General features: G+C 41.9%; 23 protein-coding genes and 1 pseudogene. 11 read left to right on the forward strand and 13 right to left on the reverse strand.

The genetic code is table 11. The features are described 5' to 3' along the window. The first annotated feature begins 161 nt into the window (after window positions 1-161). From ACE1B6_RS09720 to ACE1B6_RS09735, 4 genes are all read left to right on the forward strand, one after another. Window positions 162-1,340, forward strand: coding sequence for a ParM/StbA family protein (locus tag ACE1B6_RS09720; protein ID WP_413257058.1), 1,179 nt, complete (start codon window positions 162-164; stop codon window positions 1,338-1,340). Beyond that, window positions 1,333-1,782, forward strand: a complete 450-nt coding sequence (locus ACE1B6_RS09725; protein WP_413257059.1) for a hypothetical protein — start codon at window positions 1,333-1,335, stop codon at window positions 1,780-1,782. The genes ACE1B6_RS09720 and ACE1B6_RS09725 overlap by 8 nt, the downstream gene beginning before the upstream one ends. Before the next feature lie 63 nt (window positions 1,783-1,845). Beyond that, window positions 1,846-2,691 carry a P-loop NTPase family protein gene (locus ACE1B6_RS09730; protein WP_413257060.1) on the forward strand — a complete coding sequence of 282 codons (846 nt, stop codon included), beginning with the start codon at window positions 1,846-1,848 and terminating at the stop codon, window positions 2,689-2,691. After that, window positions 2,688-3,371, forward strand: a complete 684-nt coding sequence (locus ACE1B6_RS09735; protein ID WP_413257061.1) for a DUF6753 family protein — start codon at window positions 2,688-2,690, stop codon at window positions 3,369-3,371. Before ACE1B6_RS09730 ends, ACE1B6_RS09735 begins: the two co-directional genes overlap by 4 nt. A gap of 161 nt (window positions 3,372-3,532) precedes the next feature. Here the strand turns inward: ACE1B6_RS09735 and ACE1B6_RS09740 are convergent, their stop codons facing one another. The 7 genes from ACE1B6_RS09740 to ACE1B6_RS09770 all read right to left on the reverse strand — a co-directional run bounded on the left by ACE1B6_RS09740 (window position 3,533) and on the right by ACE1B6_RS09770 (window position 9,018). Further along, window positions 3,533-4,081: a helix-turn-helix domain-containing protein gene (locus ACE1B6_RS09740; protein WP_413257062.1), complete on the reverse strand. Its 549-nt coding sequence runs from the start codon at window positions 4,079-4,081 to the stop codon at window positions 3,533-3,535. After that, on the reverse strand, window positions 4,078-4,521 hold the full coding sequence (locus ACE1B6_RS09745; protein WP_459562996.1) for a DUF6932 family protein: 444 nt from the start codon (window positions 4,519-4,521) through the stop codon (window positions 4,078-4,080). Before ACE1B6_RS09745 ends, ACE1B6_RS09740 begins: the two co-directional genes overlap by 4 nt. Window positions 4,522-4,657: 136 nt before the next feature. Continuing rightward, the gene (locus tag ACE1B6_RS09750; RefSeq protein WP_413257064.1) at window positions 4,658-5,389 is read right to left on the reverse strand and encodes a response regulator; all 732 of its coding nucleotides are present in this window, start codon (window positions 5,387-5,389) and stop codon (window positions 4,658-4,660) included. A gap of 45 nt (window positions 5,390-5,434) precedes the next feature. Beyond that, complete coding sequence (locus tag ACE1B6_RS09755) at window positions 5,435-6,508, reverse strand: hybrid sensor histidine kinase/response regulator (RefSeq protein WP_413257065.1); 1,074 nt, start codon at window positions 6,506-6,508, stop codon at window positions 5,435-5,437. Continuing rightward, window positions 6,505-7,056 carry a hypothetical protein gene (locus tag ACE1B6_RS09760; protein WP_413257066.1) on the reverse strand — a complete coding sequence of 184 codons (552 nt, stop codon included), beginning with the start codon at window positions 7,054-7,056 and terminating at the stop codon, window positions 6,505-6,507. Before ACE1B6_RS09760 ends, ACE1B6_RS09755 begins: the two co-directional genes overlap by 4 nt. Before the next feature lie 281 nt (window positions 7,057-7,337). Then, entirely contained in the window at window positions 7,338-8,261 is a 924-nt protein-coding gene (locus tag ACE1B6_RS09765) for a ParB/RepB/Spo0J family partition protein (protein ID WP_413257067.1), read from the reverse strand. Continuing rightward, complete coding sequence (locus ACE1B6_RS09770; RefSeq protein WP_413257068.1) at window positions 8,251-9,018, reverse strand: ParA family protein; 768 nt, start codon at window positions 9,016-9,018, stop codon at window positions 8,251-8,253. Before ACE1B6_RS09770 ends, ACE1B6_RS09765 begins: the two co-directional genes overlap by 11 nt. A 577-nt stretch (window positions 9,019-9,595) precedes the next feature. On the opposite strand from ACE1B6_RS09770, the gene ACE1B6_RS09775 reads away from it, so the two are divergent. Next, a complete protein-coding gene (locus tag ACE1B6_RS09775; RefSeq protein ID WP_413257069.1) occupies window positions 9,596-11,185 on the forward strand; it encodes a hypothetical protein in 1,590 nt (529 codons plus the stop codon). Window positions 11,186-11,273: 88 nt separating this feature from the next. Next, window positions 11,274-12,101: a hypothetical protein gene (locus ACE1B6_RS09780; protein ID WP_413257070.1), complete on the forward strand. Its 828-nt coding sequence runs from the start codon at window positions 11,274-11,276 to the stop codon at window positions 12,099-12,101. 1 nt (window position 12,102) lies between these two features. On the opposite strand, the gene ACE1B6_RS09785 is transcribed toward ACE1B6_RS09780, so the two are convergent. The 4 genes and pseudogenes from ACE1B6_RS09785 to ACE1B6_RS09800 all read right to left on the reverse strand — a co-directional run bounded on the left by ACE1B6_RS09785 (window position 12,103) and on the right by ACE1B6_RS09800 (window position 15,336). Beyond that, on the reverse strand, window positions 12,103-12,537 hold the full coding sequence (locus ACE1B6_RS09785) for a DUF6884 domain-containing protein (protein ID WP_413257136.1): 435 nt from the start codon (window positions 12,535-12,537) through the stop codon (window positions 12,103-12,105). 96 nt (window positions 12,538-12,633) lie between these two features. Beyond that, a pseudogene (gene iscB / locus ACE1B6_RS09790) lies at window positions 12,634-13,922 on the reverse strand (RNA-guided endonuclease IscB). Between the two features lie 185 nt (window positions 13,923-14,107). Beyond that, complete coding sequence (locus tag ACE1B6_RS09795) at window positions 14,108-14,530, reverse strand: class I SAM-dependent methyltransferase (protein ID WP_413257071.1); 423 nt, start codon at window positions 14,528-14,530, stop codon at window positions 14,108-14,110. A gap of 473 nt (window positions 14,531-15,003) precedes the next feature. Then, window positions 15,004-15,336: a hypothetical protein gene (locus ACE1B6_RS09800; protein ID WP_413257072.1), complete on the reverse strand. Its 333-nt coding sequence runs from the start codon at window positions 15,334-15,336 to the stop codon at window positions 15,004-15,006. Between the two features lie 70 nt (window positions 15,337-15,406). Between ACE1B6_RS09800 and ACE1B6_RS09805 the strand changes: the two genes are divergently transcribed. Continuing rightward, window positions 15,407-16,741 carry an IS701 family transposase gene (locus ACE1B6_RS09805; protein ID WP_413257073.1) on the forward strand — a complete coding sequence of 445 codons (1,335 nt, stop codon included), beginning with the start codon at window positions 15,407-15,409 and terminating at the stop codon, window positions 16,739-16,741. Window positions 16,742-16,939: 198 nt separating this feature from the next. Here the strand turns inward: ACE1B6_RS09805 and ACE1B6_RS09810 are convergent, their stop codons facing one another. Continuing rightward, the gene (locus tag ACE1B6_RS09810; RefSeq protein WP_413257074.1) at window positions 16,940-17,371 is read right to left on the reverse strand and encodes an aminoacyl-histidine dipeptidase; all 432 of its coding nucleotides are present in this window, start codon (window positions 17,369-17,371) and stop codon (window positions 16,940-16,942) included. Window positions 17,372-17,546: 175 nt separating this feature from the next. Next, the gene (locus ACE1B6_RS09815; RefSeq protein WP_413257075.1) at window positions 17,547-18,218 is read right to left on the reverse strand and encodes a hypothetical protein; all 672 of its coding nucleotides are present in this window, start codon (window positions 18,216-18,218) and stop codon (window positions 17,547-17,549) included. 125 nt (window positions 18,219-18,343) lie between these two features. On the opposite strand from ACE1B6_RS09815, the gene ACE1B6_RS09820 reads away from it, so the two are divergent. The 4 genes from ACE1B6_RS09820 to ACE1B6_RS09835 all read left to right on the forward strand — a co-directional run bounded on the left by ACE1B6_RS09820 (window position 18,344) and on the right by ACE1B6_RS09835 (window position 25,331). Then, window positions 18,344-18,505, forward strand: a complete 162-nt coding sequence (locus ACE1B6_RS09820) for a hypothetical protein (protein ID WP_413257076.1) — start codon at window positions 18,344-18,346, stop codon at window positions 18,503-18,505. Continuing rightward, window positions 18,492-20,048 (forward strand): AAA family ATPase, encoded by a 1,557-nt coding sequence (locus ACE1B6_RS09825; RefSeq protein WP_413257077.1) that lies wholly within the window; start codon window positions 18,492-18,494, stop codon window positions 20,046-20,048. Before ACE1B6_RS09820 ends, ACE1B6_RS09825 begins: the two co-directional genes overlap by 14 nt. 481 nt (window positions 20,049-20,529) lie before the next feature. Next, complete coding sequence (locus tag ACE1B6_RS09830; RefSeq protein WP_413257078.1) at window positions 20,530-23,439, forward strand: hypothetical protein; 2,910 nt, start codon at window positions 20,530-20,532, stop codon at window positions 23,437-23,439. Next, a complete protein-coding gene (locus ACE1B6_RS09835) occupies window positions 23,439-25,331 on the forward strand; it encodes a hypothetical protein (protein WP_413257079.1) in 1,893 nt (630 codons plus the stop codon). Before ACE1B6_RS09830 ends, ACE1B6_RS09835 begins: the two co-directional genes overlap by 1 nt. Window positions 25,332-25,334 lie beyond the last annotated feature (3 nt).

Here is a 25,334-nt window from a genome sequence, read left to right on the forward strand (position 1 = left end):
GTTGAGGGGGGAGAGGTTTGAGTAGGGGTAAGAAGTAATAAGTGCGTTCGGATTCCCCAATAGTTGCAGTTTTCCAGACTTCTCTTGAGGTTGGAACTGGCATTGGTGAGGGGATTTCTGTACGGACAGCTTTCCTTAAACTTCAGTAAAAAACTTGTGACATGAGTAAAACTATAAACGCCCAAGAACCTGATGTTACGGTCGTATTCGATTATGGAGGGTCGATCACCAAGATTATCTTTACGGGACTGGACAGGCAAGTGCGACTTCTGTGTATGGAACCGGAAGTTGCATCCGTACCGCGAGAGTCAATTTTGGCTTATACCAGTGACCAGTTGGGGTCAGCCGATCCGCAGAATACTGCTTGGGTTGCTTTTAGGAACGACTATCGGGCGGTCGGGTATCTGGCGAGACAGAGGTTTCACGCTCATGCGGGGTTATCGGAACTGAAGTACGAGAGGGCGCTGCACAAAACTTTGGCTGCTTTGTGGGTGATTAAAGAAAAGTTGAAGCTGCCTGCAAATTTTACAGCTGCGATCGCAACCCTACTACCACCGGGAGAATATGAAGACCGAAATCGGTTCGAGCGAATGCTGCGGGAGGCTTTGGCGGATTATCAGACTCCAACGGGTCGCATCAGTGTGGAGTTGTTGGTGTTTAACTGCAAGCCGGAGGGTGGCGGAATCTATTTGATGCACAATAAGAAACTTGGCTCGGCGATGAAAGAGCGGGTATGTGCGATCGCGATGATTGGCTACCGCAATGCGAGTCTGCTGGTGGTGCAACGGGGGGATGTTAGACCCGGAAAAACTAGCGATTTGGGCTTCATCCGCATGGTGGAGAAGGTGGTCGCTAAGACTTCGGGACAAACTGCGGAACGGTTGACACCAGAAATTGTAGCAGCGGGGGCTGAGATTAAGGCTGCTCCTTTGATGCGATTAGCCCGCAGCACTACTAGGGAAAGACGGGCTGAGGAAGTGCAGCAAATCATCGCAGCGATTAAGGAGGCGCGTCCTGAATACGTGCGGAGTCTTACCAGTTGGTTGGATGAGAATTTGCCGTCGGATTGCGATGAGTTGGTGTTTTGTGGGGGAACGGCTGATTACCTGAAAAAGGAATTAAACGAATATTACGATCGTCTGCCGATTATTTGGAATGCGGATATTTCTATTCCCAAAGTATTGGATAAAAATGGGTTTGGGTATCGGTTGGGTGATGTTTATGGGATGTTTTTCTACTTTAGGATTGCTTTGAAAAAGCAGTTCGATTGTAATGCTTCTAAACCAGCGGATTCGTCGCCGGAAGATTCTAGTTTGCAGGAGGTTCGTACTCGTGGATAAACAAGGAAAGGTTGATTTTCTTTGGCGGTATCAACCATCAAAAAATACGGCAGATGGGCTGTTAATGTCCTACATTAAGCATAATCTTTTTCTGCCTGCTAGAGAAATGATGCTTCAGCCGTTGCGGGCTTACTGGTTGGCATTAGCTTATCAGGAAAAAGGGGATATCGATCCGGTTTTGTTGGAACGAATATTTAGGAAAGCGGTGTACGCATTGGAAAAGCACGCTTTGTATTTGTGCGACCAAGCGGGGATTGATTATCCGGTGAATTTTTACCAGGGGAAACCTATTCTTAGAACGTTTCCTTTACTGGAGGAAAGTGCTAATGGTGAAAATACTGCGGATTCGGATTCTAGCAATTGTCAAAATAATCGAGCGATCGCAGATGAATTGTTTGAATTAGTCGGTAGTGAAGAGTTTGATGATACGGGTTTTTCGTGATAAGCGATCGTAACAGTACAGGCAAGTTATTGCCTACAGTGAAGAAGTTTATGGTGTAGCGACATGGCAAGTAGGAATAGGAGAACGAAATATCAAGTTGAACTAGCAGATTCTGTTACCGAAGAAGCTGAAAAAACAGGAGATTCATCAATGTCAGCAGTTATAAAAGCTCCAGGTCATTTAGGCGAGAATGGGTTGGAGAGTGTTGATAAACACGCAACTAAAATTCATTTAATTGATGGAGAGAAGGGAGGTGTAGGGAAGAGTTTGTTTGCTAGGGTTTTGATTCAGTATTTCATGGATAAGAAATATCCTTTTTTGGCTGTAGATGCGGATAGGTCTAACCCGGATGTGTCTCGGATTTATGAAAGTGTCTGTCGGTCAGCGCTTTTTAGTGAGGATGAGAAGAAGTTTTTTGAGGCCGATCAAATTTTTGAATGGGCGTTTGAGAATAGTGTAATTGTGAATTTACCCGCTCAGGTTTATCCGTTGGTGACGAATTGGATTGAAAAGAATAACTTGATTGCGTTGGGTAAACAATCGCAAATTAGTTTTTGTAAGTGGTTTGTTTGCACGGGCGGTTATGATAGCGTCCAGTTATTTTTGAAATCGGTGCAGAATTTCGAGAAAAGGATTGCTCACGTTTTAGTCCGTAATTGTGGATTGGAAGATGATTGGAGTTCGGTGGAAGAGATGGAGGAAGTGCAGAATGCAGTTAAAAAATATGAGGTGAAGGTGATTGATTTTCCCAAATTTTATTCGCGGGAAAGGAATGCCATTGATGCGAGGGGAATTACGTTTGATTTGGCAAGGAATAGTCAAGAATTTGGAGTGTTGGGACGGCAACGAATTAAGTCGTTTATTCTGTCAGCTTACGAGGCGTTTGAAACTACGGGGATGTTGCCGTGAGCTATGGTGCTGTTGATACTAAATCTTTGCTGGATATTGCCCTGGAGGGTCAATCTGAGGAATATCGGCGAAAGGTGTTGGAGTTGGCTTTTAAGGGTAAAATTGAGCCAACTGACCCGATATTCCTGATTTTATTGGCTACGGGGCGATTGGAAGTGCTGATTCGAGAAAGTCCAAAACCGGAGGATTTTGAGTTGGCGTTTACTCGCTGGATGGGGCGGATTAATAAGACGCTGGCGAATTACGAACGGGTGGCGGTAGAGAAGCAAGAGGGGCAGATTGCCTCTGCTGTTAATTCTCTGGTGCGTCAGACGGAATTGAGAAAGGTGGCGACTTCTGCACGTTCTTTGGTGGTGGCGGCTGGTATCCTATTGACGACGTTGGGTGTGGGTGCTTTGATGGGATGGATGGGTGTGCTTCGATCGCAAGGAGGGTTTGCGCCGGGGAAGGCGGTTCATCTGACTCAGGAGCAGGCGGAGGCTATGCGGTGGGCAACTAGCGCTGAGGGGAAATTTGCTCGGAATTTGATGAGGTGGAATTCGGATAGTCTTACTAACTTAGAATGTAAAAAAGATGTCAAGCGTTTGGGGGTAACTTTGGAAGTTGCGGGGCGTGCAGCTACGTCGGGATTCTGCACGATTTGGGTAGAACCTTTGAAAAAGCGTAAGTTTAGGAATTAAATGTTTGCGGTTTTATGCGCTGTAATGGCGTGTTAGACCGCAACTGCGGCCTAATTAATAGTTAGACCGCTAGGTTGTCTGTTAGGGTGTAGTCGAAAAGCTGTCAGTGGGGTGCAATTTCTAAATTGAGTTGCATTAGTGTTTAGTGCGTGAATGCAAGCCTACTGAGACAGCACATCTGACTTTTTCCTGACCTTATCCGATTGCCAACGCTGATTTGAAGAAAGTAATTCTTCTTTAGTAACTGGCGTTCTTCGGAGGGTATCTAAAGGAACAATAAACTCAGCTTTTTGAATTTGAATATCCAGCGCATCAATTATAAATCTTACATCGAGAAAGCTAGCATCTTCATAGTCATTATCTTCATAACGTTTGATTTGTTCTTCTGTCAACCCAGCTAAATCTGCCAATTCTTTCTGGCTTAGTTTGGCTGCCATTCTTGCTCTAATCAAGATTTGGGGTAAATCATCAATATCATCAAGCGTTAATACTATCGGCGTGTGGCTATCGTGAGATGTTAGCCTATCATATTCAGCAATTTCTGCTTGCAATTTCTCTAAATGACATTGTAATGTCTCTCGGTTCATTTTCCATCGCTCATAATCATTTTTTTTATTATCTTCATCCTTTTCTATTGCGGCTATAGATTTCTCAAACTTCTCTAACCATTCTTGACTAACTTGGTACTCTAATTCATTTTTAATCATCATTCCCACCTGATTAAATCTATGGCGATAATACCTTTAACATTTCCCCTTCTGTCACTCTGAAAAAATTCAAAAGAATTGCTTCCATAATTACCTACAGGTTGCTGTGATGGGAAGATTTCTCCCCTATATTTAGCTTTCTGTCCAGCACGGTCATAATGATTCAGTAATCGAGGAGCGTTAATTCTGAGATAATCAATATCCACGGTATCATTATCATAACAGGCATCAAAATCGCCTGGGGATGGTTTACTAGTAACAAAGCTACCATTAATATAAATGGTTCTACAGCCTGCTGCTTTGAGTTGCTCCATCACCATTCGCAGTCCGCGCATTAAACGCAACCTCAGATCGTTGGTTCCGAATCGTTCTACAAACTCTTCCCATTCGCAAAAATGCACTCCAGGTGGGAGATTGCCGTTTTCATCAAATTCTGGAATCACTTCCTCACACCTTAACACAGATCGATGTCCGGCTCTTGAGCGTAACATATTGCGACCCTTGGAAGGAAAATTGCGATCGCTACGCTATGCGAATGCGCCAAGGCAAATTCGCATAGCGTAGGTTATTACCGCAACTCTAGTTAACCAAACCTGCACGAAGAGCGCGGACAGCAGCGGAAGTGCGATCATCACAAGATAACTTGGTTAAAATATTACGGACGTGAGTTTTCACAGTACCGAGGGAAATATGTAGTTCCCCGCAGATTTCTTCGTTACTGTACCCTTCCACAATTAACTGGATTACATCCCTCTCTCGTTGAGTCAAAGGATTAACCGTAAGTAACTCTTTGTCTTCTGGATTTAAAGCATGAATCGAGATAGTTGGAACACCAGCGGAAATGACAGCTTCTTCAAAAGGATTATCTATTCTTGCCAAAACAATTCTGGCAATAGATGAATCGATCCAATTTGCGCCTGAGTGAGTTTCCACAATTGCATCCACCAGCTTCTCAAACATAACATTTTTCATGCAGTAAGAATCTGCTCCTGCTGCAAAAGCTGCCAGTACGGAATCCTCATTATCCTGCATGGTTAAAATCAAAACTTTCGGCTGTTTATCAAGACTTGAATTTTTAGCTTTGATAAACTCTTTAAACCTCTTAGTTAATTCAATTCCATCGACTAATCCCGGTAATCCTAGATCGACTATTGCTACATCTGGCGGCGTTTTTTCTAGCAAGGTTATACCTTGCAAACCGTTAGCAGCTTCGCCAATAAATTCAATATCCTCGCAATCATTTAAAGCTGCTTTGATTCCAGATCTAGTTAAATGGTGGTCTTCAATTAAAGCGACACTAATCTTGTTCATAATTTACCCTTCAAAAAAAGATGATATGAATCTTGAAACAAATGTTTAGATTGAAGTAGGAAAGCGAACCGTAAATACGCTACCTTTACCTACCGCCGATATAACCTGGATACTACCCTTGTGAGCTTCGACAATTCGACGGGATAGATGCAATCCCAAACCACAGCCAGCCCCTGCATGATTTCCAGTACGGAATCTTTCAAAGAGCATAGTTTGCTCTGAAAATCTAATACCTGGTCCAGTATCTTCTACGCTAATGCTTACGGATTCAGCATCTTGGCGAACAGCAATTTTTACGTGACCGACATCGGTGAACTTAATTGCATTTCCGACTAAGTTGGTTATCACTCGGCGGAGTTCGATGCAGTCTCCCCTAATTTTGATTGGAGTCGTGTCTTCATAAATTAGAGACAAATTTTTTTCAACAGCCATAAGTTCCAGTTCTTTTACCACCTCTCGAATCATCTTGTTAAGGTTGAAAGGTGCGATCGTTAATCTCTTGCATCCAGCTTCAAATCGATGTACCTCCAGCAAAGTATTGACTAACGCAAGTAAATTTTCATTGCTATCGCTGACTGTAGTTATCGCTTCTACCGCCTGGGGTGGCAGTTCCCCGAATTTACCCCTGTGGAGTAGAGACAACATTCGCTCGGCTGCTACCAAAGGCGTTCGCAAATCGTGGGTAAGACGGGAAACAAAATCTTCTTTTGCCTTTGTCATTTCTTGCATCGCATCGATGGTATGTTTCAACCTGAGAAGACTGCGAACGCGAGCCAATAATTCTTGTACTTCAATTGGTTTGTAAACAAAATCATCAGCACCCAAATCCAGCCCATCTGCTATATTCGTTGATTCGTCAGCCGTAACGAGCAGAATTGGAATAAAAGGCAGTTGAGTATTAGAACGAATTCTGAAAGTCACTTCGTAGCCGTCAACATTAGGCATCATCACATCCAGAAGGATTAAGTCGGGTGGCGATGCTTCGATACTTGCTATTGCATCCAATCCGTTAGAACTCGTACTGACGTAATAACCCTCTTCCGAAAGGATGGTTTGAATCATAAATAAGTTATCGGCTGCATCGTCAACTGCCAGAATTTTGCTCTTTCTATTTTTCATTTGCCCAATTTCCTTTCTCGCACCCAGCCGATACTTAATAGCGAGTCCGTCTCATCTGTTTGGCGGATTAAGCTAGAAATTTTTTGATAATCGCGATGCTGTTGGGCTTCTTCTAACTTTCGCTGTTTTCTAATCCGCTGTAAGTAGTCTTTCAGCCGAGCATAGCACCATCCAACTTCTACTCCAAAGTCATAGATTTGTTGTGATTTTGTGGGTTTAAAAACTCCTAATAAAATTTGTCCAACCGATTTGGAAGTTTGGTCTGATAAGGTTCTTCGGCTATCTTTGCCTACCATCAAGCCTTGCCAAAACTTGTGACTGTTGGATGAGTTGTGAATGTTGAGCCGATAATCGCGTAGCTTTGATTTTAGCCACTCTAGGTCTTGTTTTCTTTCGGCTGCTAGCGAATCATCCGGCTGATAATTATGCCAGACTTGGACGAGAGAGCTTAGAACTTGCTCGAATTCTATGAGATAGTCAGTTGGAGTTATTAAGTGGGCTGTTCTAGGAAATAGCATACAGTTTGAGACAGTGTTAGCTTGTGACATAGTAATGAGCCTTTGTAAGATTTGATCTGAATTGCCGTTTGTTTTTTTCGTTTCTAAAAGCCCAAATTATCAACTGGTAAGATTGAGTGAGTTCTACCGAAAAGATGATTTATTATTCATTGCTGTCGCTAGTTAGAATTTTCAAAATGGCTTCTATTTCTAAAGTGATAGCTTTCTTGCACGATTTCACAGCTAATCCGTGACCTAGATCGATGAAAAAATGCCCTATCAAGTGATAGAGCATTTTTTTACAAAGGCTTAAGAGCTAAACTATTAGTCCCCTAAGTTACTAACAAAGCTTCCAGGTCGGTGAGGATTTTTTGGAGGCGTTTTTGCTTTTTGGGATCGCTCCAAACTTTTGACTTGTTAGCTTTTGTCAAAGCTTCTTTAATTTGATTTTTTAGACCTGACTCTGCTTTTTCTTCTGTTGTGCCTGTTTTGATGGCAGCAATCCGCTCTTTAATCTGAGTTAAAGAAAGATTCTCTAATATGGCAGTTTCAAGCAAATCTTTTCGGCTTTTTTCATCTTTAACTTTAGCGATCGCTCTTGCCTTCGTATACTCAATTTTTCCTTCTTGAAGCTTCTCAAGTATGTCTTCTGGGAGCTTCAAAAGAGAAAGCCGATTACTAACAAAAGACTCCCATCCCATTTTTCCTAACTGCTCAAAAACCTTAATAACCGTTTCAGCTTCCGGTTGAATGATAACGTTATCATTCGTTCTCTGAACGTCGTTTTGCATCCGGTAAAGTAGCTTGCTGACATCATCCGTCGAACATTCCAGATGATGGGAAAGTAGTTCCAAAATACCTTCGGTTTCTTCTACCGGGTTAAGGTCTTCCCTTTGTAGGTTTTCAACCAAAGCTATACGTAACGCTTGTTGCTCTGTCAGTTCCCGAATAGTAACAGGAACTTCTTTCAAACCAATTTCATGAGCGGCTCTATAGCGCCTTTCACCTGCAATTAGCTCGTATAGATTATTACCTAGAGGACGAACCAGCAAAGGCTGGAGAATGCCATCAGCTTTGATGGATTCAACTAAAGATTGCATTGCTTGGGCATCAAAGTATCGACGGGGTTGAGAAGCAGGAAGTTTTATTGAGTCAATACTTAATACTTTTTCAGGCGATTCATCGGTTTCATCATCTCCAAATAAAACGTTCAAGTTCGCTTTACCTTTATAGGGTTGGTCGTTTTTACTTGGCATTGAGTTTCTCCATTTTTACAGCTAACTGGTCTAATATTTTAATCACAGCATTTCTGGGTTCGTAGACAGCAAGTGGAACTTGTTTCTCTGACGCATCTACAAAAGCAGTTATTCGGGGGATTGGGCTAAAAACCGGAGCGACGGGAGCGAATTGTTCTTGAATTGCTTTGAGCGTGCGTTTGTCCTGGGAGTTAGTCGCGGCGTAGCGAGAAGGAACAAACCCGGCTATTTGTAAAGAACGGTTTCCTTTCTTTCTGACTCTAGCAACGGTTTGTAAAAGGAGGTTGGTTCCCTCAAAGGCTTTGTAGTGAGTTTCGATCGGCACTAACACATGAGTAGCAGCTACCAAACTGATGTAACTCAATAATCCCAAACTGGGAGGACAGTCGATGAGTATGAAGTCGTAGTTTTCCTTAATGGGAGCGATCGCATCAAGGAGGCGAACTTCCCGAAAATCCATGTTTACCAGTTGGATTTCAGCAGCACTGAGGTTAATGTTGGTAGGAGCCAAATCCATGCCGTGAATTTTATTGAGGATGGACAAAGGTTCTTCGTTGACGATGGCATCGAATACAGTTTTTTCTAAGGAAGCCGGGTCAATTCCCATGAAGAGAGTTAGAGAACCTTGGGGATCGATATCGATGAGAAGAACCTTATTGCCTCGCTTAGAAAGCTGATAGCCCAGGTTGAGCGTGACTGTCGTTTTACCCACTCCGCCCGCTTGATTAAATAGCGAAATTACCTTCGTATTGGACATTTTTTTCTCCTATTGCACACCGTTCGACTCTGTGTGAAGGAGGCTACGGTTAAGATTGTAACCAGTTTTTTGCTTGAATGAAGATTGAGGATGGTTTCACTTTGGGCGTGAATCACTGTACTCTAATTGTTCAAAATAACTATAGATATACTCTCACATTTGCGCGATATCTCTATAGGATGATCGTTTATTTTTTAGGGTTGTATCGATGTATAGTTTTACTTTGGGGAAGCAGCATTGTCTATATCTATATCGTTTGTGCCTGTTTTTTGCGGTACGCCAAGTCGTGGCGTTGCTAGGGCTATTTCACCAAAACATGACAAAGTTGGTGGTTAGGAGGGATTTTGGTACTTTAATCAAAATAGAGTAAATTTGTCCTTTTTTAATTGGTTAGGGTCAAATAGCAGTTGGTAATTAGGCGATCGCGCTTTTGGTAACAAGAATAGAATAAAAGCATCTGCTTTGTTCTGTATCGTTCGGATTAAACACAGTTAATCCAGTAGACTTACCGATAGCAACATGAGTACGTGATAGCTTTGGTTATTGAGATACGCCTTATCAAGGTAACTGAACGCTTATGTCTTTAGCTATCATGCAGAGATTTTCCTTCGATCATATTTCCAGGCTTAAACAAATAGGACTTGTCTTTTTCGAGAACATAGCAACTGACCAAACAATAGCAGGAGAAAGCCAAGATTTTTACCAGGGATTGTTGGTTGGATTCGACCGAGCAGTTAAGCTAATAGATGAAGAAGATGGGGTGCGATCGCTCACTTTATTAGAAGCTAAAATAGCAAAATTTATAGATACAGAAACCAATTCTTCTCAAACTGATCCTAATTCCACTCCAGCCATTAGCGATCGTAACTCGTTCATCCGTAGATTATCTCCCAGCTACATCGCTAAACTCAAACAAATTGGTGCAGAAGCTAACTTAGATTCTGATATAGAAGAAGATTGCATTTGTCCAAACGAAACTCAGGATTTTTATCACGGTTGTATTGCTGCGCTTGATTTTGCAGTCTCATTAGCTGGAGAAAAATATGCCTACGCTCAGATAAGTTTACTCAAAACTAATGCAGCCTATTTTATAGATTTAAACAAAGATCGAGAACGTAAAGTTCATATTTCAGAGCAAAAAGGTTTAACTTCTCTAAAACAAAAACATTTATATGAAAATCAAGGTTTAATTGATAATTGGGTACGGGTAGATAATGAAGATTATCCAATCGATAAAGTGGATGAATCAGATAAAGGTTCTTTCTTTACACAGGAAGAATCTTTAGACGATCGGACAATAAAGCAAGAAAATAGGGAAGACGAGGAATCAAAGTTGGACGATCTAAATGCTTCTCCTCATTTGAGAAGGCAATTATTGGATCTGCTAGAGTCTGATATTGATTCAAATGACGAGATTGAAAATGAGCGTGTAAATTCTAAAGTCCAAGTAGAAGAAACGCATCGGTTAGAAATGGAGACTTTATTAGTCAATATTCTATTGGATAATAATCAAAAGTTAAAGCAAGATAAGCTCAACGTCATAGAAGATTGGACGGCATTTTTAGAGGATGGCGAAACTATTAGGGTGGTTTCTAGTTTAGGCGATCGCATCGTGTTAAGAGTTACTCTAGATGGTGAAGTGCAGAGTACTTTGTCTTACACTGATGCTGAAAAATTGAGTGCAACTATCAAAGAACAATCTCATGAGTCCGATACATCTTTCACCACGTTAGTGTCTACTGTTTCTAATCTATCAGAAGACGATTTCCGCACGGATGCAACTTCGTCAGCAGCAATGGATATTCGGCAAGTCGAACTAGCTGAATCTATTCTTCCAACTGTACAAAAAGCTTTTGATTACCTATTAAACCATTTTCCAGAGCGTGTGGAAGAAACGGATAAATATACTCGCGTTCGACTTGGGAACTTGTACGATCTAATTGTCAGTGAGTCTGAAAATATCTCAGTTTCTTCTCTAATTGCTTCTAGAAGAGGCGAATTAATAAGAATTCGCGGGGAAGAGTTGGTTTTGGCGCAAGGTATTTTGTCTGAAGACGTTGAGTTTTGGTCAACGCTAGCACAGAGGTTAGATGCAATAACTGAAAAGAGTGATATCCTACCAGAGGGCTATGCAGAAATTGACAAGTCTAACGACATGGAAATCTAACTTTAGTTCGCAAGAATGTCATTGAATATAAATAGCTAGACTGCGAACACCTATTAGGAGTAATCTGTAAAAAAATGCTGATAGCTTTATGCCTTCTCCCGAACAGATTACTACTGCTATCTCTATGATCGATCAACTATCCGGCTGGCTAGAAAATGCCGGGTTAGATCAAGTAGCGATCGTCCAATTCAAATTTAACTCTCTAGCTGCCATGTATCCAGAACTCAAGGAAGTGGCAGAAATTGCTAAGTCCGTAATTGGAGCCGCGTTTCCTATAGAAGAGGGAATAACGGTTACAGAATTAGCCAATATTATCACAGAAAACTTAGGCAAGAGTATCAAACCAGATCGAATTAATAAAGCATTAGTGGAACTTGGTTATCAAGAAAGAAATGAGGCAAAAAGAACTTGGAGTTTAACTGAGGCTGGTAAAGAACACGGTATTTGTTTACTAGCAACATCAGCTAAAAACTCTTGGAGTGGCGTTCAAGTGAAGTGGCATCGTTCTGTGATTTCGGTTCTGCTAAATTACTTTCAAGAAAACCTCGAAGAATCGAACTCATTAACGATTAATAGCCAGAGTAGTACAGAACCTTTGCCAGAAGAGAATGCTAGTAAAAATGGTAGCTCAAATAGTAATTCAGCTTCTAATCAGGCTTCTTCAAAAGATAACTCCAGCAAAAAGAATTGGACGATAGCAGAAAGAATTAAGGAGAAAGACCTTAAATCTAACCCCGAACAAATTAAACTTATCCAGAGTTTCGCAGACGACTATTACTTAGAAAAATATGGAACTAAGCCACCGAAATTAGCGGGGAGAAAAGTTCATACATCAAATTATCCTTCGGAAGCGATAGAAATTGTCGATCGCGCTATTGAAACCGTTTTTAATCCTAAGAAACGATCTGAATCTTGAGTTAAGACAGTAGTGATAAGGAAAGCTGTTTTTCTTTGGGGGTATTAGAATTTAACCATTGTAGTTGTTTGCCAATTCCAAGACCTTGAAGAGGTATTGTGATATTGTATCCAGCATTTTGAAGTGGTTTTACAATACCTTCTCTGTAGCGCTTTCCAGCAAGGATAATCAACTCAGCTGGTGGGGGTGCGATCGCTATTAGCTGTTTGACGACGACTTCCGACCATTGGCGGCGTTCGGGTATTGATAGGTGGTATAGCGACTGATCATAAGGTTCTATTATCTGTGTAGGATGAAGAATACCGTGTTTGGCACTGAGGATAAAGTAGTCTATTTCCATTAACAAAATGTATTTCTTCGCCGCTAAAAACCATTGAGAAATATATAATTCCGAAGCTGGTGAAGTTTCCTCGCGCTTTTTGCTAACGCAGGCAATTAAGCCAACTTAATGTCGGCATTCCCAACCCGTTATACCCTACCGGGTATAACGGGTTGGGAATGCCGACCCAGATAAAACGTGCGGAGCACATCATTATTTCGAGATGTTGTACTCATAACTATCAGATTTGTGAATGGGTGTTAAATATTTTGGGTGAACATCAAAGCGTTTGTCAGGCAATAGGAGCATGAAGCTAGGTCTAAACCTGATAGCAATTCGGCCTGTATATATCCCTGCGTATTTTCCAGAGGGAATATCGGCTTTGACCATATCCCCAGTGGTAAACCCCATAAAAAATTTAGCTTTTGGGGCATGACGTGCAGGGAATCCGTACTTATCAGGGCGACAACGCTGTCTAGTTCCGTGTCCCTTTGCGGCTATCAATAGGGGCTTAATTCCCCGAATTAATAGCCTTTCAGGGGTTGAAGCGCCAACGCAAACAGCATCAGCCCAATGAGATTTCTCAATCCCTCTGGTCTTGCGATTAAATTTAGTACGCCCACCCGATCCTACTTCTACAGACAATCCAGTTGACTGAAGTCGTCTGTACAGCTCCCATCGGGTGGCATTAACAGCAGTCGCATCCTTAAGAGGGGCTTTGGCTTGAGCCAATATGCGCTTGAGAACTTCGGGTTTTTTCTTCAGGAACTCCTCAACAGGTTTATTCCCCTTCGCTTGGTTGCAGGGATGACAGCTTAAACAGAGATTGCTGACGCGATTTGAACTCCCTTTACTTTTGGCAAGGATATGTTCAATTTCAAACGGGACATTTTCAACGCCACAATAAGTGCATTTTCTCCCCATTTAGTCAACAAATATTCTTTAACCTCGAAGCCAAACAACTCACCGCGTTGGTACTCTACCCCACTAATTTCAGGATTCTGCATTTGTTGCAGATCGAACCTAACAAGTTCTTGGGAAATCGCAGCAACTGGACAAAGCTTTCTAATTCGTCTTACCCAAGTTTCAATGTTGGCAATTCGACTCTCAAGAGAAGGTGGTAGCCATCCAGTTTTACGAGTTCTGTTCAAGAAGCGAGGCTTACGGTAACGGGTCTTTCGATTACGGCGACTTCTCCTTAATGCTCTACGAGACTCAAGGGAGTCCTTGATTTGCTGCCCTCTGTGTGAGACTTCAAGAGCATTTGTGACACGCCCTGTCTCTTCTTGAACAACAGCAAATCCCGTAATCTTGCTACCAGGGTCAATTTTGATTCGATGTGAATGAGTTGTGGATTCTTCAACTATCCTGTCTTGCAAGACAATAGTAAATGGGTAACGTCTGTATACTCTAGCCCTCCCTTTGCTTAGTAGTTCTCTAGCCCGTGCTGGATGCGTCGGGTCAAGAGGTTTTAGGTTTTTGTCTAAAACGAAAACGTGCATTACTGCACACCTCTCATTGCTGGTTAAGTTTGCCTCGACAATGTTATTCAGCCTTGTTAGGCACAGCTCACTCGTTTAACTCATTACACCTGTTTAAAACTGCACGAAAGAGCTACAAACTGGCACGTATTTGTAGGTTTCATGAACTGAATAACGGAGTGCGCTAAGCACTTAGCCTGGTCAAGTTAGAGCTTTTTCAAGCTCCCGTCAACCCTACGGGTATGACGGTGAGTTCTTAGACGTAGCGCGAAGTTCGAGACTACTGCATCGAATCTCTGGTTGAGCTTCCCAGCGGCAATCTCTTCATAAGATAGTAACTCGAATCGACCGCCGAGAGCCGATCGCGCTTGTTCGATTAATTCGGGTACAACATCTACCCCCAGGACTTCGATTTCCTTTGCTGATAATGCACGCGCCAGCCATCCCTCGCCACATCCCAGGTCGAGAACGTTTTTGGGGCATAGTTCAACTACAGCATCAACGATCGCGCGATCGGTGACTAGCTTACGACTCAGTATGTGTCCTTGGCGAACTGCGATCGTCCAAGGGCGTGCGTTTTTGTGCCAGGAATCGATAATTTTGCGATCGCTCAATGGGTCAATGGTCATAGGGAATCTTACTTGGTTAACTACTTGGCTGGGTGCGGGTGTTGCAATGCGTTTGGGAAGAATCTAAAAAAAGCAAGAGGCAAACATACCATGTAAACTAACCTAAAATAAGTACAAATTCTTAGCAATTTATTTTGTACGCACATTTGACATGGCTTGCTCCTGAATAGCGACTAAAATGAGTAGGTGCGGATGTGCAAAAAATCCCTCCAAAAGCGAGAATTATTCGCAATTAAGTTTGAAAATTTGGCTCGAAAGTAGGAATAAAAAGAAAATAATAGGAATGAGTAGGTGATAAATAGGAAATAATAGGAATAAGTAGGGCTTTTTTTACCCCCTAAAATCGGTATTAATCCGCTCGATAAAAATTGAGAGGCATCAAATATCGCTCGAGGGGTGGGTGGGAGGATAAAAAATTCACCTGACTTTTTGAGCCAGGTGAATTTGCAACATGAAGGTGCGGATAATGCTTGTTAATTTCGTTCGAGGCGTGCGCGGATTTGCGCTTTGTGTTTGGCGCGTCGTTCGCGGACTGCATCGATGTCAGCTAGCCCGTACAATTTTCGGGCATACTCCAGAAGTTCTTTCAGGCTAGCATCGGCGTAATCAATTCGGAATTGTGCATTGTGTTCTTTCCAGTCAAATTCAACTTCGCCATTGCTAAAACGAGCTTGGGCTTCCAGTTCGCGTCCGCTTTCTTCCCGCAATACTTCAATTAGCATTAAGCGACGTTTCTCGTCGATTGAAATTACGCGATCGAGAGCTTTGGTTACATTTTGCTTGTGAGTTGCAATTGCAGTAGCCATTGGTAACGCTCTTTCATCACTCTAGGTAAAGGATAATGGGCTAAAAACTGCTCAAAGCCAGAATCAGCCTATGACAGAGCGACGACAAGCTGCTCCAACCGTGAAATTCGTGGATGAATACTGTCAATGGTATCAACAATTGTTTCCAGAAGTCAGAAGCTATGAAGCCTTTAAGTATCTTCATGTGGGTATGATTTCGGACATTAAGCGAAAATCATTACCTGAGATAGGAAAATTCGTGGGGCTTCATAATGAACAATCTCTGCTGCATTTTGTAACCGAATCACCTTGGCAAGTTGAAGACTTAAGAGAACAGAGATTAAAGTTAATTTTGCAAGTCTTGCGAGGTCGAGAAATCAACTTAATTATAGATGAAACAGGAGACCGAAAAAAGGGAAAAAAAACAGATTATGTCAAACGCCAGTATATTGGCAACCTAGGTAAAGTAGAGAACGGGATAGTAGCTGTAACGGCTTATGGATTAATTGAGGGGATGACTTTCCGATTAATTTTTGAAGTTTACAAGCCAAAAGAACGATTGAAACGAGGAGACACCTATCGAACAAAGCCAGAAATTGCTGCGATATTAATTCAAAGGCTACAAGCAATGGGATTTAAGTTCAAGCTGGTTTTAGCGGATAGCCTATATGGTGAAAGTGATGGCAACTTTGTCAGTGTATTAAATAAATTAAAACTAAATTTTGTGGTGGCTATTCGTAGTAATCACACCGCCTGGTTACCTCCAGGACAAAGGGTTAGACAAAACCAATGGCGTAAATTTGATCGTGTATTTTCCGACGGCAGTACTCAACAGCGCTATATTCGAGAAATCATTTTTGGTAAGCGTCGTGAGATGCAATATTGGCAAATTACAGATGACCCCAAGACTCTACCCACGAATTCTACGTACTATGTGATGACCAAAGTCCCCGGTATTAAATACAAAGAAGTCGGCAATCTGTACGGGTTAAGAAACTGGGTTGAGTATGGACTTAAACAAAGCAAGAACGAACTTGGATGGGCAGACTTTCGTGTGACCAATTATGCCCAAATACAAAAGTGGTGGGAAGTGGTTATGAGTGCCTATCTTATGGTAAGTCTTCATGCTGATGTTCTTAATCCTCGTGAACATTCCCCTAAAGATAATATCAGTAAATCTGTGCTGAAAAAATTCTCAACTCATGATTGGTGGGATGAGGGCCAAGGCTGGAAAAATCTCCTGAACAATTTACGCTTAGTCCTACAACCTTTCGGTTTTTTTAATCTGATTAAACCGTGGTTGAAGGTATTTTCTATTCCCGCTTTATCTGTGGGCTTTGAACGACTGATTGGATTGATGAATTTATTTAATGGGGCGGTTCCTATCGCCGTGCCTGAGGCAGTTTTCTTATTTTCTTCTGCCTAGAGTGATGAAAGAGCGTTATTACCTTTAATTCGGTTTACTTTTCATCGACACAGCAGCAATCGCTGCACTTAACAATTCAATTTTTTAGTTGTTGAATTTTATAGTTAAGTTGATAAAAAACTTCCCCACTACCAAACTAACGGTAGTGAGGAATTAGTTATTAATTAGCAAAATTTGAATTTTAGTTGTTATTGCAACTTATTCCAAATCATCAATTTCATCATCAACATCAGCATCTTCATCCACATATTGTGAGTTTGAAATAACTCCAATTTCGCTCCGGGCAATCCGTTCGTTGCGGATACCTCGATGCTTGGCACGACGAGCGCGAATTGCATCCATATCGTTCAATCCGTACAATATACGAGCAGCACGCATCAATTCTTTGAGTGGTGTGTCGCTATAATCTGCACGAAACTGAATGTTATGTGTTTCCCAATCAAATTCAGTGCCGTTAAAACGAGCTTCATTATTTAGCTCCCGTCCCGATTCTTCCCTTAAAACCTCTAACACCATTAAACGCAGTTTCTCACTGTAATTGATGCACTTATCGAGTGCTTTAACGTGAGCTTTTTGAGTTTTGTTGGTATTAGCTGTATTGGTTTTACGAGCTTTATCAGTTGTAGCCATTTTGCCGTTCCTTAATTCAGATTAGTTCATATCCACAGCAGCGATCGCTGCTTTTTCAACTTCAATTCAATTCAGTTAAAAATTGCTTTTGAACAGCTTAAAAAAATTACTCTGCTAATAAATAGCAGAGCAATTTATGATTATACTATGAGGAACATATCGTGAGTGCAGCAGATTAATCTAAGTCTTCTTCGTCCTCTTCTTCATCAGCATCCATTTCGTCCTCAGTATCGGAATCATCATCTTCTTCACTGTCTTCGTCCAAGTCTTCTTCGGAGTCGTCTTCTTCCTCATCTTCATCGGAGTCTAAATCATCAAAATCATCTTCATCATCTTGCTTGTTATAGCTATTGCGTTTCGCGAGCGATTCTTGATTAAATTTGACTAAACCTTTTATCGCTTCTTGAGGGTCAAGCTCGAAAACGTCGTATAATTTTGCCATAACAAGAGCAATGACTTCGACATCGTGACGTAGTGCATCTGGTTGTCCAAATAAGGCAGGAAACACTTCGTTATTCCAACGTTGCCAATTCATTGTCTTGCCGCTTTTTTTCAACTGCGCGGCAATATCTAATCCAATCTTTTCTTTGGTGGCATGACCTATTTTAGTTTGCAGTCGTTTTTCTCGAAGTTGAATTTTGACTCCAAACTTTTTCAAGATAGTAGTTCGGACGCGAGCTAAAAGTGCATCTGCCTGCTCTTCAATAGTAAGTGCTGGGCGACTGCTACCGTTAGATTGTGTAGCTGTCACTCGACTTTTGGAGTTAGCAGTAGCGCCATTGCTTTTGCCATTTGAGTTACTCGTTACGTTTGATGAACGCGAGCCGTTTCTAGTAGTTGTAGCCATGAAATTTGATTTTAATTACACTACTTCACGGCTATTTGCGCCGCTAGGCGCTATCAAATTTCACCTACTTATTCGATTCAATTCAATTAATCCCAAAAATCCAGTTATATTGGTAATCAGCCAAAATGCGTAAAAGAATCAATCAATTAAATGAGTCGATTCATCCTGAAGAATTAGAATTAATTGTGCTGTTGTTAGACAGTTGGTTGATGGCAAGCATAACAAAAGTTGGGTTAATTGAAATAGTAAGTTCCGAGTATTTCTTGAAGTGGTATGCGTGTTATTAACGATTGGCTGGGGTTGGCAAAAAAAGGCATCAAAATTGTCGGATTGGAGTATTACACTACTGACCGAACGAGGTTATTGACACAGTTTTATCAATGGGGACAAGAACTGCAATTACCTGTTCTATTTTGGAACTCTGGCTATAGCTCTTTGCAGGAAGTTGTGATTAAGGATGATAAGTGCATTTTACAGAAAACTAGCTTTTCTCCAGATTCGGATGTGCCTCAATTTTTATTGGAAGAAGGGAGAGAAGGTATTTACCTGCTTGAGGGGTTATTAGGTTTTGATGAATCTAGCGATGCTCGTGCGTTCCAATTGGCGAATGCTTATTATCACTTATCTTGGTCTAACATTCGTCAGTACTGGGTAATGCTGGAAAACTACATTCAGTTACCAATGAATTTGCAGCCTTTGATTCCGGTGCTGACTACTCCAATGCCCGATCGCGAAACTGTGCAAAGAATAGTAACATCTTTCTGTACTCAAAACCAGATTTGTGATAATTCAGCACTCGTTCGAGCTTGTCAGGGTTTACCTGAAGGTGAAATCGAGTTGGTATTGGAACGGTCGTTAGCATTTGCTTATACAGTAAAGAAATTAGCAGATTTGGTACTCGACCATAAGGTTAACAAGCTGCGGGGGCGAGGTCTGGAGTTTATTGCCGAAGCGGATGTTCCGAATGCAGGTGGTCTAGACCTTTTGGATGAGTCGCTTTCCAAGGTCGCTTCCTTGTTGAGTCCAGAAGCCCAAAAATACGGTTTGAAGTTTCCCAAGGGTATGATTCTTTGGGGGCCACCGGGGACTGGTAAAAGTTTGAGTGCTAAACTAGCGGCTAAGAAGATGGGAGTACCTCTGTTAGCGGCTGATTGGGGTTCGATTGTTGGTGCTTCTAAACCAGATTTTGCTCTGCGCGAACTGCTGGAACTGACTCAGGCTTTAAGTCCTACTATTCTCTATTGGGATGATTTTGATAAAGGGTTTGCGGGGTGGGATTCTAATGCTGATGGTGGTGTTTCTCGGCGCTTGTCGGGGAAGTTATTAACTTGGATGCAGGAGCACGAATATCCAATTTATATTGTGGCAACTGTTAATCGTTTGGGGATGTTGCCACCGGAATTAATTCGTCGATTTGATGATATTTTCTTTGTTGATTTGCCTCATGAAGGGGCAATGTACGACATTTTTAATCTACATTTACAAAAGTATTTTCCAGAGTTTCGTCATGCTTCTATTTCGCCTTGGACGGATGATGAATGGCGAATTTTGTTAAGGGATTATAGGCTTTGTACGCCAGCCGAAATTGGTAATGCGGTGCGAAAATGTGCTGAGGAAATTTACTATCGTCATCAGGTACAAGGTCAACAGCCGGATGAATTGAAGGTAACGTTGGATGACCTCCGGCGACAGCGTTATCAGTTTACGCCATCGATGCTGCGGGATGAGGAGCAGATTTTAGCTATTCGCAATCAAGCAACTTATGCTAAATCGGCTAGTGGAGAGGATCGATCGCGTTTTTCTGTTCCGCTACAGGAATTATTTGGTTAGTATCCACAGGATTACTGTAAGTAAGACTTTCCTACAGGTACGCAGCAGCTTGAAAGCGCCGTCATAAGTGTCAAATTGAATTGGCTTGACAGATTGGACGCTTTTAAGTTAGTAAAAGGATGGAATCCATCTGTTCAGACTGCAAAGTTTAAGCAGGTGAAGCGGTTGCAAGACTGGTATAAAGGACAAAACTAATATGTACTCACAGGAAAGTGGTGCTGAAATTCAGGCACGCTCGCCCAAGCCTTCTATTGACCTCGCTACGCTCGTAGATCTACTCGCTAAGGCAATTCTTCCAAACCAGCCTCCAGAAAATGCTGACAATAAAGACCCCAAATACAAGCCAGCATTGATTTTCGATAGTGAAAAGAAACGTCTGAAACTCTGTACTTCAAGCGTTCTTCTAAGGTTATTTGCACAGGAGAGCTTCCGAAAAGATTTTAATCCAACCAATGGTAAGGGCTTCATTCGGAATTTATCAATGCCTGCATACGGAACTCGGTCTCGCATTGGTGGCTGTTTGGTAGAAGACAACGCAACGAGATTGCCAGGTGCCTTAGATCGATTAATGTCTGCCATAGACCAAGCGCTTGATGCTGCTTTACCTAAAGAAAGTTCATTATCAATACTGTTGTTAGAGCAACCAATTCAACAGCTGACTCGACTAGCGAAAGAAGCGGGTACTGTTTTCAACAATCAAACAAACAAGGCTAATCTTGTACCTCTAGCATTCCAATCCGCAGATGCGAAATCTGATAATCCTTCAACGGCTGTGGCAAAGGTAATATCATCAGTTGAACGAGTTGATGCTGATGATTACTTTGAGCGAATGTGCGAAGCAGTTAGTAAGTATTTGGAACAAAGTGATTCGAATGAAGATGAAATTGTATCAGCTATTGATAGTTTAGAAGCGGAAAAAGAAAGAGAAGATAGTCAAATTAATCGTTTTTTGAACTTTCTAGACGATGAAGCATTAGCTCGAGTTAGACTGACTATCACCTTCCGTATTATGGAAGCGATCGCAGAAAATGCCCCAACGGCCAATCAAACCGGACACCAACTCTTAGCAGAGTATGTTAACCGAGTCCTCACTCTATGCGAATCTGCTAAAGAAATTGGCTACCCCGTAGATTTAACCGCTCATTTTGGCATTACTACTGAATTTAATTTGCTAGATTATCTAAGCAAAGCTACATTCTATTCCTGTCTTCCAGTTTGGGCTGAGTGGAAAACCCAAATTTTTGAGGAAAAAGATACCAATCAAACAGCAACCAGTCATGGTGTTGTTAGGGAAGTGAGTTATCGCTTTCGAGTCAATGGACAAAATCCTGAATTTGACAAAGCTGCTTTTGAAGCGAGACTTGAGAGAATTGAAGAAGATTTACTTGAAAATGAGGAAACTTCACTACAACCTGGAATAATTTGTCGGCGTTTAACAGAGCTAATATTTTTAGCAGTTGTTGTACCTCAAAACAGCCAAGAATTACTGTCTAAAGAAACTCTACCAAATTCAGTAGAGCAACTTATTTCCTTACTTCAATTGCAAGGAAAGGAGGCTGTGAAAGAGGTTATAGGAAATTTAAAGGAACGCGCCAAGTCAATGGAATCAATTGCAACAGCTTTGATTTCTATACTTCGGTTAAAAAGCCAAAAGATAATTTCCCAAGTTCAGCGTAATTCCTCCCAACAATTTATTTGCGTGAAGCGAAACATCATAGAGTGGTCGCGCTTGGAAGGGGCGGAAGCGGGTGTTCGAGATCTACTGAAAGGAGCTCAACAAGGTTCTCGCGAACAGGTGGAATGGTTTAAACATATTGAGATTTGCGATCGACCAGAGACGCAGGGGCTTTTATTCTCAGTTAAAGTTAGTGCTGAACTTTCTGAATACAATTTAGCAATCAAAGGAGACTCCAATTCAATTCAGGCGCAGCGACTATTTCCCCAAAAAATTCTTCAAGTTTGTTGGGTTCCGTATTGTTCTCAAAAAGAAGCAGACGGTCAATGGACATATAAAGTTTCTGAAACCGCCACTGTAGCAAGAGGATGGGTATTACCAGCTGCTATTCAAGTTGAATACGATGTTCAAACCTTGAAGCGGCGAACTAACCAAAAAGGATCTGAGGAAAGTAAACAGTATCATGCAGCAGCAGTTGCTGCTTTCGTAGTGCTAGTTTACTGTTGTTTATGGCGGATCATCCAACAGTTGAAACAATCAGATAATTCGGTTCCTATTGAATTTACAACCTTGATGTTGCGACTGCAAGAAATGGGTAAAGAAAGTGATGAAAAAAGCGGCGACTCTTATGTTTATGCAGCTGCCCAAGCGCTTGAAGCCATTTTGAGTGAAGATACTCCCATCCGAATGCAAGGGGCTGTTCTGCAAAATCTCAATGGAAAAAATTCAAAATACATAAAACCTAGTATCTTCAACGCTTTGTTGAGTGTATTTCCGATTGCCATTAGTACATCAAATACTCCAACAGTTCCTAAGATTGGTTTAATTTCCTATGCTACCCGTCCCTGCGATGAAATGAGTTTTTTCAATGAAGACGAAAAAGGCTACCTTTTTCTCACTCAAAGTTACATAGCTAAAGCTATTAATGAACCATTTTCAGGTTACGAACTTAAAATGGAGCGGATGCAATCCGATGTGGTTGATTCTCCCCAACAATTGAAAAAACAACGATTAGTGCAAGAAGAGATTGGTTATCTAAAAGCTCAAGGATGCCAGCATATTATTTTATTGTCTCATGCTTATGGCGGTCGCCGAATTAACCGATCGGCAGATTACAATTCTCAATTAACCAATAAGGATTTCCTCGAAGAAGTCTTTCAAACCTTTCCCGAGTTAACCATTTATACAATGGTTCGGGATGTATTCCCCGCTACGAGATTGCGTAAGCGCTTACCCAATGAAGCCGCATTTGAAATTTTACGTGCTGGAGATCATACGAGTTTCTTGCAGTCTATGGAAAAAGTCCGCGTGCGCGATGTCATTCCGGTCTATACATTTGCCACACTTTTTGCAATTCAAGAAGATAAGCGTCCACAGTCTGGTTTTTGTGTTTATTTCCTAGTATCCGATCAACGGGTTAGCAATATTGATTGGACAGAACGTGCTCGTCAACATTTAGTTAATCCAGAACAGCTATCTAGCGTTCATCCTTGCTTAATTTCAGTGCTGCGTGGATTGCATTTTATAGAAGCTGAAAAAGGGGTTCAGAACGGGCAACTTATCCCGGTACTAGACCCCTTTAGTTGGATCTCACCTACCACAATTGAAGCAGCTGGAGAAGTCGAAGTTTTGCACACTCGTCGCAAAGGAAAGGTATTACTTAGCTATCCTGCCTTACTCAGCCATGTTTCTCAAGTTTTACACCGGAGGAAGTAATGCCATCATCGTTTCTTCTTCAGGCATCTCTTTGGGGCCAGATTTTTGAAATTGCTGTTAAACGCGGTGTGCTACTCCATCTGATTCATCAAAAGCTAATTTTAGATAATCATCCAGTACTCGAACCTTGGCAAGCGATCGCAAATGCAAAGATTGAGAACGAACTGGTTAGAACGCTGAAACTAACCGATCCGAATGCCAGAGCATGGGCAGGGACAATGGTGCGTCATTTGTTGGTGTTGGGCTATGGTTTAGGCTGGACGGCGATGCGAGAGTGCCTGAAACACAGTCCTGTTCGTCAAGCCAAGTTGGAAGCAATTTGGTGTCCGTTGACACTTCCAGGACAACTATCTGTTAGCGATGAAGAAATAGAAAAGGAAAAGACAGCGCGAGCATTTCAAGCAGCTTTCAATTTGCCAGGAAATCCAGATAGGGCTTTAGTATACCAGGGTCAACCGGGCAGAGCCGATTTTCTCCTCTGGTTATCCGCTGATGAGAAAACAGAAGGTAATTTCACAAGTCACTCTGCAAGATTTTTGACCCGAAAAGAAAACAAAAATAAACGTCAAAAATTTGAAAACTTAATTCTCTGTTTGGAGTTCTCCTATAATGCACCTGCGAATTTAGCAGATTTTAGTAATGAAACACCTCACCGAGAAGAAATTAATCGCTATGCTCGCTACATTGATTCCCGCGGAGTTTTTTCTAGGGTTTGTGCAGAGGTAGAGGGTAACGAGTTTTTGCTATCGTCAAAACTGGCGAACCATTTATCTGCATTTAGTAGTTCCGATAAACCCTTATTCAAACTCTGTCAAGCATCGTCTTACACGGAACGCTTGATTCATTTGTTGCGTGTACGCGATCATATAAAGGGAGCTTGTAGTGCCAGAGCGATCGCGGTAACATCGAATGGCTTTGAAAGCCTTGCTGCTCATTTCATGGATCGGGAACCAGAAGCTGAACCCAGAGCTAGACTGATGAAATCATTGGGGGAAGCGTATCGAAATCTTCATAAACTCAGTGATGATGCGCCTGACGAACTCCAGAAAGAAATTAGTTTGGTGTTTAATAAACTGTTGGGATCGCTACCAGAAACTTTCAAACAGCAAGCAAAGCAAATTAAACAACTGCCGGATTTAGGCTCCGATCTGCATTTCCTATTTCAGGAGAACGTCGAGGGATTTTATAGTCCTATGCAGGAGATTTTAAGGGCAGATGCGATCGCTGCCGTTGAGGAAACAGAAGAACTGCGAGAGTTTTTTGGTGGCAGTCCTCAATCTAAGTTTGCAGTGGCTCTTGATAGAAACAGTCAACAAGATGAACAAATTCCGTTACGCCAAGTCCATGCAGCCGCAGTTGTTGCAGGTTTAAATGCTGCCCGAACAGGAAAACTAAATGTAATTGCTTTAGAGGGAAATCCTGGAATTGGTAAAACGACTGCTGTGATGGATTTTCTCAAGCAGCAATCTCAAGGTTTCCTGTTTCTTTACGTTAGTCCGCGAGTTGTCATTAATCGGAGTGTTACAGCTAACCTTGCTAGAGAAAGCGGTAATGCTACTGGTATCTTGACCCTGACAAGTAATGCCAATTTGATTACTGCTGCTCCCAAGTGGTACGAGCAACAAGTCGAGAAACACGGATGGGACAATCGCCGGATTGATAGTGGTGTTGTTGTAGATGGGATTGAAGAACTGGCTCGTCCTAATTGCAGCACTGTCTTTTTGACCCCCGAACAGGAACACGAGATTGATTGCAATGTTATCAGCTCTACTCGTTATAAGCGTTCACGCTCGGAACGAGACGACAGCGTGGAATCAATCCAGCGTCCAGGTGTATTACTGACCCTAGCAGGTGCAGCCCGACGATTGCTAGAAGTTAATCCGCAAGTGTAATCG

Origin of the sequence: Floridaenema fluviatile BLCC-F154, assembly GCF_041929135.1 — a bacterium.
Taxonomy (GTDB): domain Bacteria; phylum Cyanobacteriota; class Cyanobacteriia; order Cyanobacteriales; family Aerosakkonemataceae; genus Floridanema; species Floridanema fluviatile.

Coding starts and splice junctions, on each gene's coding strand:
- ACE1B6_RS09720 (WP_413257058.1), top strand. CDS start 162: ATGAGTAAAACTATAAACGCCCAAGAACCTGATGTTACGGTCGTATTC.
- ACE1B6_RS09730 (WP_413257060.1), top strand. CDS start 1,846: ATGGCAAGTAGGAATAGGAGAACGAAATATCAAGTTGAACTAGCAGAT.
- ACE1B6_RS09740 (WP_413257062.1), bottom strand. CDS start 4,081: ATGATGATTAAAAATGAATTAGAGTACCAAGTTAGTCAAGAATGGTTA.
- ACE1B6_RS09750 (WP_413257064.1), bottom strand. CDS start 5,389: ATGAACAAGATTAGTGTCGCTTTAATTGAAGACCACCATTTAACTAGA.
- ACE1B6_RS09755 (WP_413257065.1), bottom strand. CDS start 6,508: ATGAAAAATAGAAAGAGCAAAATTCTGGCAGTTGACGATGCAGCCGAT.
- ACE1B6_RS09760 (WP_413257066.1), bottom strand. CDS start 7,056: ATGTCACAAGCTAACACTGTCTCAAACTGTATGCTATTTCCTAGAACA.
- ACE1B6_RS09765 (WP_413257067.1), bottom strand. CDS start 8,261: ATGCCAAGTAAAAACGACCAACCCTATAAAGGTAAAGCGAACTTGAAC.
- ACE1B6_RS09770 (WP_413257068.1), bottom strand. CDS start 9,018: ATGTCCAATACGAAGGTAATTTCGCTATTTAATCAAGCGGGCGGAGTG.
- ACE1B6_RS09775 (WP_413257069.1), top strand. CDS start 9,596: ATGTCTTTAGCTATCATGCAGAGATTTTCCTTCGATCATATTTCCAGG.
- ACE1B6_RS09780 (WP_413257070.1), top strand. CDS start 11,274: ATGCCTTCTCCCGAACAGATTACTACTGCTATCTCTATGATCGATCAA.
- ACE1B6_RS09795 (WP_413257071.1), bottom strand. CDS start 14,530: ATGACCATTGACCCATTGAGCGATCGCAAAATTATCGATTCCTGGCAC.
- ACE1B6_RS09800 (WP_413257072.1), bottom strand. CDS start 15,336: ATGGCTACTGCAATTGCAACTCACAAGCAAAATGTAACCAAAGCTCTC.
- ACE1B6_RS09805 (WP_413257073.1), top strand. CDS start 15,407: ATGACAGAGCGACGACAAGCTGCTCCAACCGTGAAATTCGTGGATGAA.
- ACE1B6_RS09810 (WP_413257074.1), bottom strand. CDS start 17,371: ATGGCTACAACTGATAAAGCTCGTAAAACCAATACAGCTAATACCAAC.
- ACE1B6_RS09815 (WP_413257075.1), bottom strand. CDS start 18,218: ATGGCTACAACTACTAGAAACGGCTCGCGTTCATCAAACGTAACGAGT.
- ACE1B6_RS09820 (WP_413257076.1), top strand. CDS start 18,344: ATGCGTAAAAGAATCAATCAATTAAATGAGTCGATTCATCCTGAAGAA.
- ACE1B6_RS09825 (WP_413257077.1), top strand. CDS start 18,492: ATGCGTGTTATTAACGATTGGCTGGGGTTGGCAAAAAAAGGCATCAAA.
- ACE1B6_RS09830 (WP_413257078.1), top strand. CDS start 20,530: ATGCCTGCATACGGAACTCGGTCTCGCATTGGTGGCTGTTTGGTAGAA.
- ACE1B6_RS09835 (WP_413257079.1), top strand. CDS start 23,439: ATGCCATCATCGTTTCTTCTTCAGGCATCTCTTTGGGGCCAGATTTTT.